This is a genomic window from Acinetobacter sp. 70_2, from assembly GCF_056736115.1.
The window spans coordinates 103,372-121,903 of record NZ_JBWZIP010000002.1 but is presented as its reverse complement, the minus strand read 5'-3'; the positions used below and the strand labels follow the sequence as shown (position 1 = coordinate 121,903).

Annotated in this window: 13 protein-coding genes; 2 read left to right on the top strand and 11 right to left on the bottom strand. The window is 41.9% G+C overall.

Features of this window, described 5'->3' with window-relative positions; all coding sequences use genetic code 11:
* Positions 1-24: 24 nt before the first annotated feature.
* The 5 genes from AC1PJ9_RS01555 to abaR form a co-directional block, all read right to left on the bottom strand.
* Positions 25-3,984, bottom strand: a complete 3,960-nt coding sequence (locus tag AC1PJ9_RS01555) for a non-ribosomal peptide synthetase (protein ID WP_311086721.1) — start codon at positions 3,982-3,984, stop codon at positions 25-27.
* Positions 3,981-4,241, bottom strand: coding sequence for an acyl carrier protein (locus AC1PJ9_RS01550; RefSeq protein WP_311086720.1), 261 nt, complete (start codon positions 4,239-4,241; stop codon positions 3,981-3,983). The genes AC1PJ9_RS01555 and AC1PJ9_RS01550 overlap by 4 nt, the downstream gene beginning before the upstream one ends.
* A complete protein-coding gene (locus tag AC1PJ9_RS01545) occupies positions 4,238-6,013 on the bottom strand; it encodes an acyl-CoA dehydrogenase family protein (protein ID WP_311086727.1) in 1,776 nt (591 codons plus the stop codon). Before AC1PJ9_RS01545 ends, AC1PJ9_RS01550 begins: the two co-directional genes overlap by 4 nt.
* A gap of 51 nt (positions 6,014-6,064) precedes the next feature.
* Positions 6,065-7,954 carry a fatty acyl-AMP ligase gene (locus AC1PJ9_RS01540; RefSeq protein ID WP_311086719.1) on the bottom strand — a complete coding sequence of 630 codons (1,890 nt, stop codon included), beginning with the start codon at positions 7,952-7,954 and terminating at the stop codon, positions 6,065-6,067.
* A gap of 828 nt (positions 7,955-8,782) precedes the next feature.
* Positions 8,783-9,499 (bottom strand): LuxR family transcriptional regulator AbaR, encoded by a 717-nt coding sequence (abaR, locus tag AC1PJ9_RS01535; protein WP_311086718.1) that lies wholly within the window; start codon positions 9,497-9,499, stop codon positions 8,783-8,785.
* An 815-nt stretch (positions 9,500-10,314) separates the two neighbouring features.
* Between abaR and AC1PJ9_RS01530 the strand changes: the two genes are divergently transcribed.
* Both AC1PJ9_RS01530 and abaI read left to right on the top strand, forming a co-directional pair.
* Positions 10,315-10,731, top strand: a complete 417-nt coding sequence (locus AC1PJ9_RS01530) for a DUF4902 domain-containing protein (protein WP_311086717.1) — start codon at positions 10,315-10,317, stop codon at positions 10,729-10,731.
* Between the two features lie 63 nt (positions 10,732-10,794).
* Entirely contained in the window at positions 10,795-11,361 is a 567-nt protein-coding gene (gene abaI, locus AC1PJ9_RS01525) for an acyl-homoserine-lactone synthase AbaI (protein WP_311086716.1), read from the top strand.
* 94 nt (positions 11,362-11,455) lie between these two features.
* On the opposite strand, the gene AC1PJ9_RS01520 is transcribed toward abaI, so the two are convergent.
* From AC1PJ9_RS01520 to mmsB, 6 genes are all read right to left on the bottom strand, one after another.
* Positions 11,456-12,808, bottom strand: a complete 1,353-nt coding sequence (locus tag AC1PJ9_RS01520; protein ID WP_311086715.1) for an MFS transporter — start codon at positions 12,806-12,808, stop codon at positions 11,456-11,458.
* 120 nt (positions 12,809-12,928) lie between these two features.
* On the bottom strand, positions 12,929-13,954 hold the full coding sequence (locus AC1PJ9_RS01515) for an enoyl-CoA hydratase/isomerase family protein (protein WP_125739922.1): 1,026 nt from the start codon (positions 13,952-13,954) through the stop codon (positions 12,929-12,931).
* 12 nt (positions 13,955-13,966) lie between these two features.
* Positions 13,967-14,740: an enoyl-CoA hydratase gene (locus AC1PJ9_RS01510; RefSeq protein WP_311086714.1), complete on the bottom strand. Its 774-nt coding sequence runs from the start codon at positions 14,738-14,740 to the stop codon at positions 13,967-13,969.
* Positions 14,741-14,761: 21 nt separating this feature from the next.
* A complete protein-coding gene (locus tag AC1PJ9_RS01505) occupies positions 14,762-15,889 on the bottom strand; it encodes an acyl-CoA dehydrogenase family protein (protein ID WP_311086713.1) in 1,128 nt (375 codons plus the stop codon).
* 11 nt (positions 15,890-15,900) lie between these two features.
* Positions 15,901-17,550: an AMP-binding protein gene (locus AC1PJ9_RS01500; RefSeq protein ID WP_311086712.1), complete on the bottom strand. Its 1,650-nt coding sequence runs from the start codon at positions 17,548-17,550 to the stop codon at positions 15,901-15,903.
* A gap of 81 nt (positions 17,551-17,631) precedes the next feature.
* The gene (gene mmsB / locus AC1PJ9_RS01495; RefSeq protein WP_311086711.1) at positions 17,632-18,522 is read right to left on the bottom strand and encodes a 3-hydroxyisobutyrate dehydrogenase; all 891 of its coding nucleotides are present in this window, start codon (positions 18,520-18,522) and stop codon (positions 17,632-17,634) included.
* Between the last annotated feature and the right edge of the window lie 10 nt (positions 18,523-18,532).

The following is an 18,532-nucleotide window of genomic DNA, read 5'->3' as shown; positions in this document are numbered from 1 at the left end:
AGTGGTTCTACCTTCTTGTATTTCTTATGCAGGAATTGGGTACATCTGATCAATTGTCTGGGCTACAGCCACGACATTCTCAGCGTACATAATTGATGAATGGTCACCAGGCAAATCCACTTGTGTAAACGTTTCTTTGACCAGTTGATCCCAACCTAGACTTTCTCCAAAGTCTTCCTGCTCATCTTTGGCCTTAACCAAAAGAATTGGAAAATCTTCAGGGTCTGGGAAATAGGTTTGGAGTGCGATGCCATTCGCCAAATAGGTATCAAAGTAAAGTCGGAAATCTGATGGATCAGCATCGAGAGGCAGAACATTAATGGCTTTAGCTTCTTTAAGTACATGATCAAACATTTGATCTGGACTCAATTCACGCAAATATTGCGCTGGGATCGTTAACTTTTTGCCATAAGGTGCAGCCAAATCACGGGCGAACCAAGACAAAAGCATGGCATCGTCGGCATCTTCAGGCACATTTTCTGGAATTGGAGCACGAGTATCGATCATGACAATACCTGTGACCTGTTGCCCCATTTGACGCAACTGATGACTGATCTCATATGCAATCGCACCACCAAAACACCAGCCACCGAGGAAATAAGGTCCTTGAGGCTGCATCTTTTGCATTTCAGCAATATAGAGCGTCGCCATTTCTTCAATCGCCACTTCCGCAGCATCGGCTTCAATCAGTCCAGGAGACTGAATAGCACGTAAGGTACGGTTCGGATTGAGATGACGCGAAAGCTCCATATAACAGAAGGTACTGCCACCAATTGGATGGAACAGCCACAGCGGTTGTTCATAGGTTCCACGGCGTAGTTCAATTACGATGGATGGCTTAATTTCTTTATTTTCGCGAATGATCTCACCCAGACGCTCCACAGTGGAGTACTGTGCCAACAAAGCAACTGACAGTTCGGTACCGAAAGCCTTTTTAAGATGGTTAACAAGCTTCACAGCTAATAGTGAATGCCCACCTAGTTCGAAGAAATCATCATGTATACCAACTCGCTTGACCGACAAGATCTGTTCAAAGGTAGTACACAGCTCGATTTCGATCGGATCACGCGGTGCAACATAATCATTGCTCTGCTCAAACACTGGCTCAGGAAATGCCTTACGATCCAACTTATTGTTGGCCGTCATTGGAAATTCATCCAATCGGATAAACGCACTTGGCACCATATAAGCTGGAAGATGGATTTGCATGGTCTTTTTCAAACCGGCAATATCAAGCTCTTGTCCAGTTACATATGCCACCAATTTCTGGTCATTGCCAGCTGTAGTCTTAACCAGCACTACTGCATCTGTGATACCGTCGATCTGTTTGAGAACATTCTCGATTTCACCTAATTCGATACGGAATCCACGGATTTTGACTTGAAAGTCTAGACGTCCATGATGAGTCAAGCGTCCATCTGTACGCAGACAGACTTTGTCCCCTGTTCGGTAGAGTCGACCAGCATTTGGTAGAGATGGCAAAGTTGTAAATTGTGCATCTGTCAATTCAGGTCGATGCCAGTAATCAACTGCCAGACCATCACCGCCAATCCAAAGCTCACCCATAACGCCTGGTGGAACTAAACGCTGCTGCTCATCAAGGACATAAAGCTGGGTGTTCGCCAGTGGTTCACCTAAATCAATACACTTTGCATCGGTGATACGAGCTGCACTAGACCACACTGTAGTTTCGGTCGGACCATAGACATTCCATAGGCAACCGACTTTACCCAGCAGTTTTTCTGCCAGAATAGTATCTAACGCTTCGCCTCCACAGAGTGCTGTCAATCCCGCATTGCCGCTCCACTCGCTGTCTAAGAGCATTTTCCAAGAAGCCGGTGTTGCCTGCAGAACATTGATAGACTTAGCATTTAGATAATCTACGAGTTGATTGCCATCTTGTGATACTTCTCGTGGGCAAACATGCACCACACCGCCGTACATCAGCGGAATGAGTAATTCAAGAATTGAAATATCAAATGCATACGTGGTGATTGCTAACAACTGAGTTTCAGTCGTTACTTGCAATCTATCATTCATAGATAGCAAGAAATTGATAATTGAAGGATGCCCAATACGAACACCTTTAGGTTTACCTGTCGAACCTGATGTGTACATCACATAAGCTATGTCACCAAAGGCAAGCGTCTCGCGCACTTTCTCAAGTGCCACAACACCAGCTTGATTGATATCTAAGCGAGGCACAGAACTGTTAAGAGCATCCATTAACTCGGTTTGAGTCAAGATGACTTTAGGTTCGGCATCTTCAATGATGTTTTGTAGACGTTCAGTTGGGAAGTTAGGATCCAGTGGCACATAAGCTGCCCCTGCCGCCCAGATTCCAAGTATTGCTGCTGGCAATAATGCTGTGCGGTCTAACATGAGACCTACACGATCGCCACGTGTAATGCCGTGTTCACGCAAATATTCAGCAATACCAGCAATATGTTGACCTAACTCACGGTAGCTAACCGCATGATCGTTCGAGGTCAAAGCATGATGATCACCACGCTCATCAATCTGCTTGAGAATCATTGCGAATAGATCATGCTGAGCATAATCAGTCGCCTTTCCACGGAGGGCCTCGAACTGGATACCATCTTTATAATCAGGTGCGATATCTAACTCAACGATCTTACGTTCAGGGTGAGCCACCATCTCGGATAGTACAGCTTGCAGCAGCTGTACCATATTTTCGGCAGACTGCGCAGAAAATAACTCAGTGTTATATTTCAATACACCAACAAGTTCACCTTGATATTCACCGCCCATTTCCAGCGTAAGATCCAATTGACCTTCTTGCTGGCGAACTGGAAAACTTCCTAACGTCAGGTCTTGACCAACCAAAGTTGCTGGAGTCTGGATTGGCAAGAGTAATTCTTTAAACTCATCCATACCACCTAGACGTTCCCAGAACATTCCCACCTGCGCCAATGGATTAATACTGCCATCACGCTTTGGTGAAACAGCCTCAACCACTCTGGAAAAGGCAACTTTTTGATGCTTGAGACTTTGTCTTAATTGTTCCTGCACCTGCTGTGTAAATTGACGTAAAGTCTGATCAGCATCGATGTCCATCTGGATAGCTATTGTGTTGACGAACTGCCCCAATGCATTACGCAAAGAGCGTTCAAGTCGACCAGCTACAGGTGTGGCAATGACTAGATTATTTTCATTAGATAATTTGTGCAGCAGGATATAGAACCCCGATAGCACAAGTCCGAACAATGTGATCTCATAATCTTTCGCCAAGTTTACAAGACCAGATGACACTGATTCAGGTACACGGAAAGCCAGTGAGCTACCCTTATGCTGCTGTACAGCTGGACGAGGATAATCAAGTGGAATGCTATGCACATGTGGTGCATGCTTCAGTGCATTTTTCCAGAAAATTAAACTTTCATCAGCATCATCGATTACGCTGCTCTGCTGCTTATCGGCATACTGTGCAAACTCAATTCCGTTCACTGTATCCGACTCTGCAACGAGTCCAAAACGTTTGCTGACGTCTCGTAGCAACAGACCAATTGACCAAAAATCCATGAGCGCATGATGAATCACAACAGCAATCACATAGTGATTTTGTCCACGCTCATAACAATGAACACGCCACAATGGTGGCTGAGTCAGATCAAATGGCTGCTTGGTATCCTGTTCAACCAATTGCGTCAAATCAGAAGCTTCAATATGACGAGCATCAGAAAAGATGATATTCGGATACACGCGATCCCAGATCAGTTGTTCAATCCCCTGATCATTGGCAGGCATGCTGACACGCAACAGCGGATAATCATGCATTACCGCTTCCAGAATCTCCATCGGCTTATTGCCTAATGGTTGGTTAACCTTCACATCAAAGGCCACCACCATATTGTAGGCACTGCAAGTTGGCTCTAGACGTTGGATGTACCAAATACCAAGCTGTTCCGCAGAAATCGCATGACGAGACAGAACTTCCGGTTCTAGTCGTGCAAGGTTGTTCATGAAGCAACTCCCTGTTGCAACTCAGAAACAAGATATTCAGCCAACGCATTGATAGTTGGGTAATCCCATAATAGTGTCGGCTCAAGCTCCAGTTTTGTCAGATCTTCTAAATCCCCAGACACAGACAAAGCAACGATCGAATCAAGACCGTAACTGGTAAACTTTTGGTCTGGATCAATCGTCTCAGGATCTACGCGCATTTCTTTGGCTACTAGCGTACGAATGATTGCGCTCCAGTAAGCTTTATCTTTATTCATGGGGTAATTTCCTCTTTAACCGGTTTGGCATCACGTGGTGCCAGTGCAAAATCGATGACAGATAACATATGGTTGGTTGAAATTCGGTCTAGCAAGTCTGCTAATGTGCTTTCACGTAATGACGTCATTGGAGGAGCGGTCTGCCCTTCAGCGGTATTTAAGAAAATGATCAGCCATGCACCATCCTGTAAAGCAGGCCTTAAGCCATGACGGTTGAAGACCCAGAAACCCAGCACAGCAATGCGAGCAAACAACTCTGCATAACTACGCGCAAGACTAAAGCGCAAGGTTTCAAACTCTTTGCTTTGCTCAGAATTTGAGAAGTAATCCTGAATTTTTTGATCCAACGAATGCTGCTCAACCAAAAGTTGGTTTGCTTGTTCACGTAGCGTGGTGAGTGTCTCAGCAGACAATCCTGCTGTGACATCGGCATCGTTGAGCATTTCGATGATTGTCCCTAGTGATTCCATCACCAAGTCACCATCTCGGTTGAAAATTTCAAGCTCGCGGAAATCAATAGCACCTGTCTCTACCTGCAAGTCATACAACTGGCGATAGCGTGCTTTAGCTTCGGCTTGGTTGAGATGGTCAGCTTTTTTGCTACGACCTTTATTGGCAGATTTGAGCTGGAAACTCAGGCTGTCTAGACAGACGGTGCTACTGCCGTCAAACACACTAACAATTAGATGGTCTCTGAATGCTTTCTGATACATACCATCCGCATATGCATTTCTTAAGAAAAAACGCGACCCAAGCACTGAAGAAGTGATCTTGGCGAGTGACTCTACATACTCAGGTACGAGTACTTTGACGATTGGTGACCATGTACTGAACTGATTGATACAAACGTGTAACCCACGCGCACCAACGAGTGATAACACCTCAGCAGCTAAAAGGTAGGCATAGGCTGTCGCGAGTTGCTCACGCACCAACGGAATGCTTATTACTTTTTTGTTATATAACTCGCGCTCAATAGCAAACTCGGTCGCGATACGTAGCATGGTATCGCCAGCACCAAGAGAGAAGCTACTGCAATATGCACGTGTTACCTGTAGGGTCTTAAGACCAAGCTCTAACCCTTGGCCTTCTTCACCGATCAAAGCATCTTTGTGAATTTCAGCATTGTTAAAGCCAATACCACTGATATCTAGCCCACGCATACCCACTGTTGGCAGGCGGTTCAGGCTATACGTTCCTTTAGAAGCCATATGACGCTTATCGAGCCAGAAAGCACTTAAACTACGTGGTCCACGATCATTCGATGTTTTAGCAATCAGACTTAAAGAGTCACCTAAAGTGGCACGGTTGATCGACCATTTTTCGCCATTTAAGACATACTTGCTATCGGCAGATTGTGCAGTTACTTCACTAGATAGCAGATCGGCACCATGGGCTTTCTCGCTATAAGCCAACGCTGGAGCAGCGCCACTCAAAATTCGACTAGCAATATTTTGGCATTGGTTCGCATTACCACCAATCCATACGATCACAGACCAAGCATTCGTGCTATAGGTCGAATTGATGGTTAGATCACGTCGTGCCAACACACGATGTAGATATAACAACTCTTCACCAATTTCCATGCGACCTCCAAGCTCTGAAGGCACATAGAAACGGTTCATACCCACCGCATTTAGAAAATCAACAGCTCGCTGGGGATATTGCTCTTTCTCATCACGCTCGATAGCTGCGGACCAAGAAAAATCATTATTAGTATCATGTACGGAGCCTAAAATTTGCTCCAGACGAGCGGCAGATTGAAACTGCCGCAAATTGGACGTAAGTGACATGGATTTTCACTCAAAATGATTAAAGGGTAAGGATTAAAACAAAGCACTTTTCAGACGATTAAAAATCAACGTGCGCACTTCACGTTCCTTGATCATTGAGTTGAGTAGATTGGAGCTATAACGAATCAGCTGCCCCCGCTGCTCACGATCACGGATGACTTCTAAGCCGTTCTTGACATAGTTTCGAGCAATCACCGTTCTACGGTTTGGATGGGTTAAACAGACCAGTTGACCGCGTTCGATCTGCTCTTTAATTTTTCTTCTTCTGATTTTGCCGCTCGTGGTCTTATTTATTCGGCCTTGATGTAGTAAATAGACACTGTCTACAGGCAAGCCAATGTCAGCCGCCACTTGTTCTTTGACCTGAGTTCTGATGGTTTCAAAATTAAGAGTTTTATCTAATGACTTCTTTTTGATCTCAAGTACAACTGTAACACCATCAGAGTCAGCAAAATTTACTGCTGCAACACAGCCTTTACGAACAGCAGGGTGTGCCGTTTCAACAGAGCACTCGATGTCTTGCGGGTAATAGTTCTTACCACGGATAATAATCACATCCTTAAGACGGCCAGTTACATACAAGTCTCCATCTTTAATAAAGCCCATATCACCCGTTCTTAAGTAATACTCTTTACTCGGCTGACCTGCTTCATCAAGGATAGTTGCTTCAAAGGTTTCCTGATTGACCTCTGGCTTCTGCCAGTAGCCTGCTGTAACACTCTCTCCTGCTAGCCAGATTTCACCGACTTCATGAGCTGCTACTTCTTTACGGGTATGCGGATTGACGATGCGGCAATCAATGTGTGCCGAGATCTTGCCACAACTCACCACTTGCACCGCGGTCTGATCCTGACTGGTCTGTACCAAGTGAGCATTTAACTTGTCACGATCAAGCGAAATTGCATTGAGTGGACCAGTTACACCACTGACTAAGAGCGTCACCTCTGCCAAGCCATAGCATGGCAAGAAAGTATCCAGTTTCAAATTCGATTGAGTATTGAACTTCTCCATGAAACGCTGCATGACGTGCGCCTTGATTGGCTCTGCACCGTTAAACAGCACACGCACATGGCTTAGATCAAGCGCTGCTGCATCTTCATCCGAGATGCGATGCAAGCACAATTCATACGCAAAATTTGGTCCGCCACTGATCGTGACGCCTTTTTCACTAATGAATTGTAGCCATTTAAGAGGTTTTCGAATGAAGTCTAGTGGCGACATCACATAGCAGGTCAAACCAACATATACGGTCTGCAAAACTGAGCCAATTAACCCCATGTCGTGATAAACAGGCAGCCATGTCAGGCCAATATCATCAGGTTGTGTACAAAAAGCTTCAGCAATCATGGCTTCATTTGCCATAATATTTTTGTGGGTGACAATTACACCTTTAGGCCAACCTGTTGATCCTGACGTGTATTGAAGGAAGCAAACGTCATCTGCATCAATATATGGAAAATCTTTTTCCATCACATCACGCTGAAATTCAGCGTCAACCGCATGTAGTATTAAACTTTCATTTTGAGCTTTTAATGTGATTAGACCTGATAGCTCAAGAATTTTTTTTGTTGTGAGTACTATCTTTGGTTCACAGTCATTCATAATATTCAAAATATTAGAAAAACCATTACGATTAAACGGCAAGCTAACTGGTACTGCGATAATTTTAGCTTTCAGACAAGCAAAGAACGATACGATAAAGTCTAGCCCAGGCTCGAACAGCAACACTGCACGCTCACCACTGTCCACAAGGTTCATTAATATCTGAGCTTGGTGTTGAACTCGCTCGTTCAGATCTGCATACGTTAGAGATTGAATACCACCAGATTGGCGTCCCAAATACTCGAAAGCAGTTTTACCTCCCTGTAAATTTGCATGGGATTCCAAAGTTGCAATGATATTATCCGTACACATTACAGCCATAACTTACTCCGATTAATTATAATTAACCCTTAAAACCTGCTCATTCAGAAATTAAATTTCTAGCTGGGTTTTTAAATAAAAAATGAATATACTTTTTGTTTAAAATATAAATTCACATTATATTTTATGTGCGAGTGTTTTTTATTACACCTGTAAGTGTTTACAGGTTGGATGTGATTTATCAAAAATTAAGAAGCCAGACCGCTTTCACAAATCATTTTTTATTCAGTTATATATTTTTAATTCTTGTATTAATTAAACTTTATACTCAATCTTTACTCTTAATTTAGATATTACAAAGCTAAAATTTTGATGTTTTTTTAATCTTAAAATCTGTGCTCAATTGTAACTCTTCTCTTACCTAACTTTTAATTTTAGATGGTTATATGTGACATAATTCATCATTTTTATGATGACAGGTTATTCAAGTATAAAGTACCTACTCTCTCGTTCCCCTTTATTTTCAAGGGTCAAGTATTAAATTGAAATCATCTAATCAGCATTTTATTGATTGAAAAGCATCTCATGTGCAACCAAGATACAAGTTCCGCAATTAATCTATTTAATTTATATGATTATTTATAAATCATTAGAAGCTTATAGCAGGAATCCTAATATAAATAACTTCTCTCTAAAAAATAAATTTTATTATTTTTTAATAACCAAAATTTAAAATAAAACCTTACACTTTATTTAATTTAAAAATATTTTAATTATTAATTTATCTTAAGTTTAAAACTATTTTAAATATTTAATTAACCTAATTTAAAATAAAACACTATAACTAATTATTTTTAAATTTTAATATTAATTTTTTATTATTTATCTCTATAAAAGCCCAAGCATTACAGCCCGAATAGCCGCTGAGATTTTATTGTTCACATTTAACTTTTGCATCGAATTACAGAGATGGAAATTTACCGTCCTTTCCGTCACCCCAAGAATCTGCGCGATCTCTGCTGACGTTTTACCCTCAGCCGTCCAACGTAGTGCCTCTTTTTCTCGGTTCGTTAAATAAAGATTAAACTGAGAGAACTCTACATCATTTACAATTTTAGCAATGCTGGAATGCACTGTTTGGGTCAACCAGTACATATTTGTATATTGTGCTTTTTGCTCTTTTTCTGATAATTGGTCGGCAGATCTTGCGAGTGTTAACATTCCTCTCGTCCCAATAAAATCACGGCTTGACTGAGCCCAACCAACATTTAAACCATAAGAACGTGCCTCCTCCCAGAACTCTTTTTCTTCTTGTGTCTTTGCACATTGGCTGGACCATACAAGAGGTTGAAGTGAGACCATACAATGCTGCACGGTTGGGTCCACCTTCACATAGCATTGCTCTACATAACGCTTCTGCCATGCTTGAGGGTAATTATTCAACATAATCGTTTTTGGTTCAGCAATAGATAAGGGTGACTGCATACCATAAGCACAATAATCAAATCCAAGCTTTAAAGCTGTAGATTTAACTACTTCAAACAGCTCATCTTCATCTTGTACGATCAGAAATGCTGATAATAAATCCTCTTGCCAACTTTCCATTTGCGCTCATTAGACTCCATTCACAAATCATTTTTGTCAGTTGCATCTTGTGAATTCAAGTGATCAAATTGAAGCGTAGGCCTAATTTTTACCTTTATTTCAATAAAGCTCTGCAAGAATCTAAAAGATTTTAGGTTCCAAAAATATGTTCAATACCTAATCTTCTTTTCTTGATTTCTCAATTGCAGATTTTGAATTCATCATCCAATTAACAACACTTTCAAGCCTGATATGGTTGCAAATTATTCAGATAAACTAAATTTCTGAAAGCTTTTAAGGTTGTTATATCCGTGTGCAGATTATGCTTGAAAATTTAAATTTTACAGGATGCATTTTATTCCAAAAAACAACTATTTTTAAATTAATGAAAGCAGCTTATTATTTATTCTTGTGAGTATATTTTTATTAATTTAATTAAATAATATCTCCCACTAATGGTCCAAGTGATATAATTTTACCACTTATTATATATTGAAACTAAAAACATCCATAATGATCTAGCAAATCAAATAATTAGGTTATGACTTCTCTTAGTTATAATTATTATTTTAATAATGAGAATAGATGCTATTTACAAAATTTATAACAAACTAAGCCTATGGAGCATTTTTTAAAAGTAATTTTCATATTAAAGCTACAAAATTTTCAATTTTACATAAGCAAACCTTAATACTTAAACAAGTCTCTAATAAGAAAAGCTTAACGGTGTAAGGTATCAAATTATATCTAACCTGTTAAACATAACAGTATTTAATTGGCAATAATTTATGTTATTTATCAATAGATTCCTAATTCAGGTTGCTTGAACAGGTAGCATGGCCAGCATCCCCCCTCATTTTCCAATCTCAACAGATGGTTTTATTCGCATGAATGAAAACCAGCTTATGAATTACCCTTTCCAACACGTCATATCTATTATTGAGTCTACACACATTAAAGAGTCTCAAATTATCTATTATGGTTTTACTGAATGGGCCACATTAAAGACCCCAGCTTTAAGTACCGGATGGGACTGGGAGTTCGTAGAGCAAAATGGTTTTGCTAGCTTAAAACGAATTGGCCTACCCAGAAGCAATATCATGATTGTTGATGTGTCTGGTACAGATATTGGATTTGATGTTACTGAAACACTAATTGAAAGAAAAATAGATACTCTGTTTTGGGAACAGTTCATTTATGCTCAAATCAATGCAACATTAACAAAGTCTAAATTAAGTCTGACTTTCTCTTAGAAACCTGTAAATTTTTACAGTTACCGCCTTCCCAGCTGTTCAGTAAAGTCACATCAAAAATAAGTGGAAGCACTTGTAATGAACATTATTGCTGGATTTCAAAACAATTTTTCAGAAGGCTTATATACCAAATTTAAAAGTTACCGTTATAGGGTATTTGTTGAACATTTGGGATGGGAGTTAAATTGCCCACATAATGAAGAACTAGATCAATTTGATAAAATCGATACAGCTTATGTGGTTGCTCAAGATAGAGAGTCCAATATTATTGGCTGTGCCAGACTATTACCTACGACTCAACCCTATTTATTAGGTGAAATATTTCCTCAATTACTCAATGGAATGCCTATTCCCTGCTCACCAGAAATTTGGGAACTCTCAAGGTTTTCTGCCGTAGATTTCTCGAATCCACCTACCACAGCGACTCAAGCAGTATCATCACCTGTTTCGATTGCCATTCTGCAAGAAGCAATTAACTTTGCAAGAGAACAAGGTGCCAAACAACTTATTACCACCTCTCCTCTTGGGGTAGAGCGGTTACTACGTGCTGCTGGGTTTCGTGCCCATCGTGCAGGCCCACCAATGACGATTGATGGATATTCTATGTTTGCATGTTTAATTGATGTCTAATTGTTTAAAGGTTAACTCTTGCTGCTTTAGCATGAGTTAACCTATTTTCTATAACCAAGAAATACACATACCACCAAGACAAAAATAACGCGTATTAATCAGTCTTGGTTTTTAAATTTAAGTTTACTTTTTTATGATAATCCTCATCCGTTTTAGTCGTCCAATCACGCGGCATAAAGGAGGTCGATATAATGGCAACGATAGCCATACTTCCAATATAAAGCATAATTAAATATGGATTGCCCTGCCCAACACTAAGCAGTTTAGTGGCAATCATCGGTGCTAAACCACCGCCTAATACACCAGCCAACTGTACCGAAATAGAGATTCCGCTGTAGCGAATTTCCACAGGAAATTGACGAGCAAAAAGCTGAGCTTGTGGTGCATACATAATTGGGAATACAACACCAATTGCTAACACAATTGCTGTCCAGACGAGTACCGGATCTTTTGTGTTGAGCATGGTAAAGAATGGATAGCAGTAAAGTGCCAGTACGCATAGGCCAAACATAAACATATTGCGTTGACCGACTTTATCTGACAAATGTCCGCATAGCGGCGTCATAAATAAAATAACGGCTGCCCCGCAAATGGTAGCAAACAAAATGTCTTGGCGTGGGATCCCAAGTTGTGCAGTGGTATAAGCCAAGGTAAATGTTGAAGCAATATAGAACCATGCGTTCTCGGCAGCACGTGCCAAAATAATGGTGATAAGTTGCTTTGGATGATTTTTAAAAACCTGTAAGGCAGGAACTTTGACTTCTTCAGACTGCTGTTTTACTTTTTCGAAATCTGGTGATTCAGGTACTTTTACACGAATATACCAACCCACTGCCAATAAAATAATGCTGGCAAGAAATGGTAAACGCCAACCCCAGCTAAAAAGTGCTTGTTCAGGTAATAATGACACTAGTCCTAGTGCGATTGAGGCGAGCATTAAGCCACCACCGGTACTGGCTTGAGGTAAGCTTCCCCAAAAACCTTTACCACCTTCGGGTGCATGTTCAACGGCCATAAGCACAGCGCCGCCCCACTCACCACCCATTGCCATCCCTTGAATAAATCGCAAGATGACCAGACCAATTGCAGCCCAATAACCAATTGATTCATAAGTAGGTAATAAGCCAATCAGTACAGTTGGAATCCCCATGAGCATAAGTGTCAACAACAACATCGACTTACGGCCAATCTTGTCACCAAAATGACCAAAGACCAGACCTCCTAAAGGCCGCCCAATAAACCCAACGGCATAGGTTGCAAATGCCGCAAGTACACCTGTAAGTGGGTCCAGATTAGGGAAAAATAACTTGTTAAAAATGAGGGCTGCTGCCGCACCATAAACAAAAAAGTCATACCACTCAATGGTGGTGCCGACCATGCTAGAGATGCCTGCTAATCGATGTGACGACTTTTTAGCATTTGAACCGTTTCCATGTACTGTTTGCATCGTAATATCCTTTTTAGATTTTCTTGTTTTATCTTTTTTATGCTTATGACCAGCCCTGACCATAAGCATTTTCAGGTCTCGCTTTATCTCCTTAAGCTTTTTATGTTTTTGTAATGCGGTTTAGCTCAATTTTTCTAAAATTGGCTCAAATTTCGAATTACGTTCTTGCCACTGCGGTTGTTTGTCTTTATCGACAATGAGAGCACGGACACCTTCAATAAAGTCACCATGCTCAAACCAGATATCCTGTAAATCACGTTCAAGCTGCATACACTGCGGTAAAGAAAGCCCACGGCCTAAATGTTGCAGTTTCAAACTGGTTTGTTTGGCTATAAATGAGCGCTGCTGCAGAATACTAAGCATCTTACTTGCCCAAGCTTTTAAGCTTTCATCTTGTTCATTTTCAAGACTTTGCTCGATTTCATCTAAATGCTGATATCCGAAGTGTTTACGAATACCTTCTGCCAACTGTTTGAGCTCACTTTCAGCAGGACGAGTAATAAATCGGGTAATGATGTGTTCAATTCCCTCTTTAGTTAAACTTGGCGCTTCAACGAGAGCATCTTGCAACGCTTGTAACTGCTCACTTGGCACATGGTAGTCAATTAAATCGAGGTAAAGCGCATCGCTACTGCTGATCTGCTCACCCGTAATGGCCATATAAACACCGATATCATCAAGGCGAGACAGGAAGTGTGTTGCACCAACGTCTGGGAAGAAACCAATCGCTGTTTCAGGCATGGCAAATCTAGACTTTTCGCTGCTTACCACAATGTGACAAGCCTGAGCCAAGCCAAAACCGCCACCTAAAACATAGCCATCAAGCATAACAATGACTGGCTTTGCATATTCACGCAGTACATTCAGCATTTTATATTCGGCACTAAAGTACCCTTTGTAGTCGGCCGTGCCATTTTTATAACTGTCATAGAGATAGCGAATATCACCACCTGCACAGAAGGCTTTTGGGCTATTTGATTTGATTAAAACTGCCTGAATAGCAGCATCATTTCGCCACAGTTCCAATTGGGCACCAATACTTTTGATCATATCTAGCGACAATGCATTGAGATGAGTCACACGGTCTAAGGTAATCACGCCAAGCTTACCTTGTCGCTCAATCATTAAGTGATTTTCTGTATTCATTTTATTGATCTCTTATTGATTTTTAAAATTTGGCTTTCGTTTTTCAACGAATGCCTGCATTCCTTCTTTTTGGTCAAATGTTGCAAATATTGAATGGAACATACGTCTTTCAAAACGCAAGCCTTCAGTAAGGTTTACTTCAAAAGCTCGGTTGATGGTTTCTTTAAGCATCATATTTGCTGTTAAAGAGCGTGCCGCGATTTTTTCAGCGGCTTGCAAGGTTTGTTCAAGTAATTCTTCTTTGCTAAACACACGTGCGACTAAACCACTTTGTTCTGCTTCTACAGCGCCCATTTGACGAGCGGTAAGGCACATTTCCATTGCTTTGGCTTTACCAATCGCATGGGTTAAGCGTTGTGTGCCACCAATACCAGGAATCACACCTAAAGTGACTTCGGGTAAACCAAACTTGGCGTTATCAGCACAATAAATAAAGTCACACATCAGAGCTAATTCGCAGCCACCACCCAATGCATAGCCACTCACCGCAGCGATTAAGGGTTTGCGGCGCTGCGCAATACGGTCTGCAAGATGAAAAAAGTCATCTAAATAAATATCAGGAAATGCCAAATCAGCCATTTCTTTAATGTCGGCACCTGCGGCAAAAGCCTTTTCAGAACCTGCCAATACGATGCAACCAATTTCACGGTCTTTTTCGAACTGATCTAATGCCTGATTAATTTCACTAATTAATTCACTGTTTAAAGCATTGAGCGCTTGAGGGCGATTTAAGGTAATCAGTCCAACCCCATTACGCTTTTCTAATAAAATACTTTGCCACTGCATTATTTATTCCTTGTTCTGATTTTATAGACTACGTGCAATCACTAAACGTTGGATATCACTGGTGCCTTCGTAAATTTGACAAATACGCGCATCACGATAAATGCGTTCAATTGGGAAGTCTCTCAGGTAGCCATAGCCACCAAACACTTGTAAGGCGCTTGAACACACGCGTTCAGTCATTTCTGAAGCAAATAACTTGGCCATTGAAGCTTCGTTGAGACATGGTTGACCTGCTTCTTTTAAGCGCGCAGCGTAGTGAACCAGTTGTCTCGCTGCTTCAATTTCAGTTGCCATACTGGCAAGACGAAAAGCGATGGTTTGATGCTCGAAAATTGGTTTTCCAAAAGTAATACGTTCTTTGGCATAACGGGTCGCTTCTTCGAGTGCCGCACGTGCTAAACCGACTGCTTGCGCCGCAATACCAATACGGCCACCTTCTAAATTGGCAAGTGCGATTTTCAAGCCCTCACCTTCTTTGCCTAGCATGAGACTTTTATGAATGCGCACATCGGTCAGAGCAATTTGGCAGGTATCTGAAGCATGCAGACCGAGTTTTTCTTCAACACGAATCACTTCATAGCCCGGTGTTTCGCGTGGGACTAAAAAGGCACTAATACCTTTTTTGCCCGCGCTAGGATCGGTCACGGCAAACACAATAATGACACCGGCATTATTACCCGAGGTAATAAACTGCTTAGCACCATTTAAGATGTAATCATCGCCATCTTTCACCGCTCGGGTTTTAATGGCTCCCGCATCTGAACCTGTATGCGGTTCGGTTAAGGCAAAAGCGCCGATCATTTCACCTTGCGCCAACGGCTTTAAGAAACGTTCTTTTTGCTCATCAGTACCAAACTTTAAAATAGGTACACAACCAACCGAGTTATGTACACTCATGATGGTCGAAGTTGCGCCATCTGCTGCGGCTACTTCTTCGAGTGCTAGTACATAGGCTAAGTTACCTGTATCTGAGCCACCCCATTGCTCTGAAACAAGCATACCCATAAAGCCAAGTTGCCCCATTTGAGCCAAGGTATCTTTCGGGAAAGTTCCGTCCCGATCCCAATCGCTGGCATAAGGCTTGATTTGTTCTTGGGCGAAACTTTTCGCCATGTCACGGATAAGTAATTGTTCTTCGGTAAATTGCATTATTATTTCCTTTACCCTGCTTTAGCTTGTTGTTTAGCAATTTCTTGATTACGCAATAAAAAGCGCTGAATTTTGCCACTTGGAGTTTTAGGTAATTCACTCACAAATTCAACTAAACGTGGGTAAGCATGAGCAGAAAGTCGTCTTTTAACAAACTGGCTGAGTTCTTCAGCAAGTGTTTCTGATGGTTGAGTAGTCGCGGATAAAATCACGAAAGCCTTAACCACTTCGGTACGGTCTGGGTCAGGCACACCAATCACTGCTGCCTCAACCACTGCATCATGTTCAAGCAAAGCACTTTCTACATCGAAAGGCCCAATCCGATAACCCGATGTGGTGATTACATCATCGCTACGGCCGACAAAACTCATACTGCCATCGGCATGAAGTTCTGCAGTATCGCCCGTTAAGTAGTAATGACCAACAAAAGGTGATTTTCGGCTTTCTTTATAGCCACCAAACCACATCATTGGAGACTGGCTAATGTCGACTGCTAAAATTCCCGGTGTGTCAGGCGGAAGTTCTTCACCTTGTTCATTAACAATCGCAACACGGTAGCCCGGACTTGGAAAACCTGCTGAACCAGCATGAATTTCATGTTTTAAACCATGATGATTACACACCACCATACCCACTTCGGTTTGCCCATAGTGGTCATAAATTGGAGCATCAAGGACTTGTTTAAACCAGCGAATGACTTCTGGATTCAGCGGTTCACCGGCACTACTCACCACACGGAACTGCCCTTTTAACGGCGCCATTTGCGCTGGATCAGCTGCCATCATCATGCGGTAAGCAGTTGGTGCGCCTGCCAAGTTGTTAACTTTATAATCTTTCACAATTTGGCATAGGCTATCTGTGCTGAACCCACCTTCATAAAACAAAGTAGCGTGGCCCAAGAATAATGGCCCAGTAATCGCATAGTACAAACCATACGCCCAACCCGGGTCGGCAATATTCCAAAATGAATCTTCTTCGGTTAAACCAATGGCATCTTGCATATATCGCCCAAAGGCAATCAATGCTTTTAGTGGCACTTCCAATGGTTTCGCTGGTCCTGTAGTGCCTGAAGTAAACATAAGCAAGAAAGGATCTTGGATGCTACGCATCACCAGATCACATTGATCGGACTGCTGCTTCACTTCATCCCAGAAATTAAAATCACCTGCTTTAAGCTGAGTGCCTTGTGCGTCAGCCACCGTCACAATTGCAGGGCAATTTTCAATTTCATCAAGCTTGCTACGGTTGCCCATATCGGTCACCACCAGCTTACTTTGTGCAAGCTGAATACGGTGCTCAATCGCTTTTGGGCCAAACGCAGTAAAGAGTGGTTGATAGACTGCACCAATTCGCCAAGCTGCAAAAATAGTCACGATCAATTCAGGTGTTCTTGGTAATAGACCTGAAATACGGTCGCCTGCTTTTACACCTTGTGATTTTAGAAAGTTAGCAAACTGACTTGACCACTCTTTTAATTCACGGAAGGTATATTGCTCTTTTCGTCCGTCTTTTCCTTGCCAATACAGCGCGATTTTGTCGCCATTTGCATGTCGATCACAGCATTCATAACATGCGTTAAGTGCATCAAGTGAACCTGACAACATCTGTTTTGCAGTACTTTCCAAATCGAAAGCCTGTGCAGCATTTTGATAATCCATCATATCTTTTCCCTCAGTCCGGATTTGTTGTTATTCACGACAGGGTTTGATTTATTGGTTTAAAGCCATCCTTTGGCTTTACCGTTATGCCTCTTGTGGCAGGTATTGCTGAATAATGCTCGAAAAATCGAGATTGGCATTACCGCGCATACACATTTGCTGATAGAGCTGCTGTACCATGCCACCTAATACAACTGGCTGTTTGACTTGGCCCGCGGCTTCTACAGCGAGTCCTAAATCTTTTAGCATCAGCTGAGTCGCAAAACCGTCTTGGTAACCTCGAGATGCTGGCGCATTTTCATTAATATGCGGCCACGGGTTACATACATCCGAACTCCAACAACGACCGCTTGAGGTGTTAATGACGCCTGCCAATGCTTGTGGGTCAATGCCGAGTTTCACACCCAACGCCATGCCTTCTGCCACCGCAGCCATTGAAATACCTAAAATCAGGTTATTGCAAATTTTGGCAATTTGACCTGCACCCACATCACCACAATGAACAATATTTTTGCCCATGTGGCTGAGCACAGGTTTCACCTCATTAAAGGTTTGTTCATCAGCACCGACCATGAAGGTTAAGGTTCCTGCTTGAGCACCAATGGTTCCACCAGAGACTGGTGCATCACAAATTTTAATATTTTTGCTATGTGCAACAGCAGCAATGTCTTTAATGGTTTGCGGGTCAATGGTGCTGCTATCAATGCATAAGCTACCTGCTTTTAGCACTTCCAATACACCATTTTCACCTAAGTAAACCTCTTTAACATGCTTCGCCGCAGGCAACATGGTAATGACTACATCTGCTTGTTTAGCTGCGTCCTGTGGGCTGTCGCAAACCACACCACCTGCCTCGGCGAAGTGCTGAATTGCGATTTCACTGAGGTCGTAACCATAAACTTTGAGCCCGGCTTTTAGTAGGTTTTGGGCCATTTTGCCGCCCATATTTCCTAGTCCGATAAAGGCGATATTCATCCGTGATCCC

Coding starts and splice junctions, on each gene's coding strand:
- mmsB (WP_311086711.1), bottom strand. CDS start 18,522: ATGAATATCGCCTTTATCGGACTAGGAAATATGGGCGGCAAAATGGCC.
- AC1PJ9_RS01540 (WP_311086719.1), bottom strand. CDS start 7,954: ATGGCTGTAATGTGTACGGATAATATCATTGCAACTTTGGAATCCCAT.
- AC1PJ9_RS01505 (WP_311086713.1), bottom strand. CDS start 15,889: ATGCAATTTACCGAAGAACAATTACTTATCCGTGACATGGCGAAAAGT.
- AC1PJ9_RS01530 (WP_311086717.1), top strand. CDS start 10,315: ATGGCCAGCATCCCCCCTCATTTTCCAATCTCAACAGATGGTTTTATT.
- AC1PJ9_RS01520 (WP_311086715.1), bottom strand. CDS start 12,808: ATGCAAACAGTACATGGAAACGGTTCAAATGCTAAAAAGTCGTCACAT.
- AC1PJ9_RS01550 (WP_311086720.1), bottom strand. CDS start 4,241: ATGAATAAAGATAAAGCTTACTGGAGCGCAATCATTCGTACGCTAGTA.
- AC1PJ9_RS01515 (WP_125739922.1), bottom strand. CDS start 13,954: ATGAATACAGAAAATCACTTAATGATTGAGCGACAAGGTAAGCTTGGC.
- AC1PJ9_RS01555 (WP_311086721.1), bottom strand. CDS start 3,984: ATGAACAACCTTGCACGACTAGAACCGGAAGTTCTGTCTCGTCATGCG.
- AC1PJ9_RS01500 (WP_311086712.1), bottom strand. CDS start 17,550: ATGATGGATTATCAAAATGCTGCACAGGCTTTCGATTTGGAAAGTACT.
- AC1PJ9_RS01510 (WP_311086714.1), bottom strand. CDS start 14,740: ATGCAGTGGCAAAGTATTTTATTAGAAAAGCGTAATGGGGTTGGACTG.
- abaR (WP_311086718.1), bottom strand. CDS start 9,499: ATGGAAAGTTGGCAAGAGGATTTATTATCAGCATTTCTGATCGTACAA.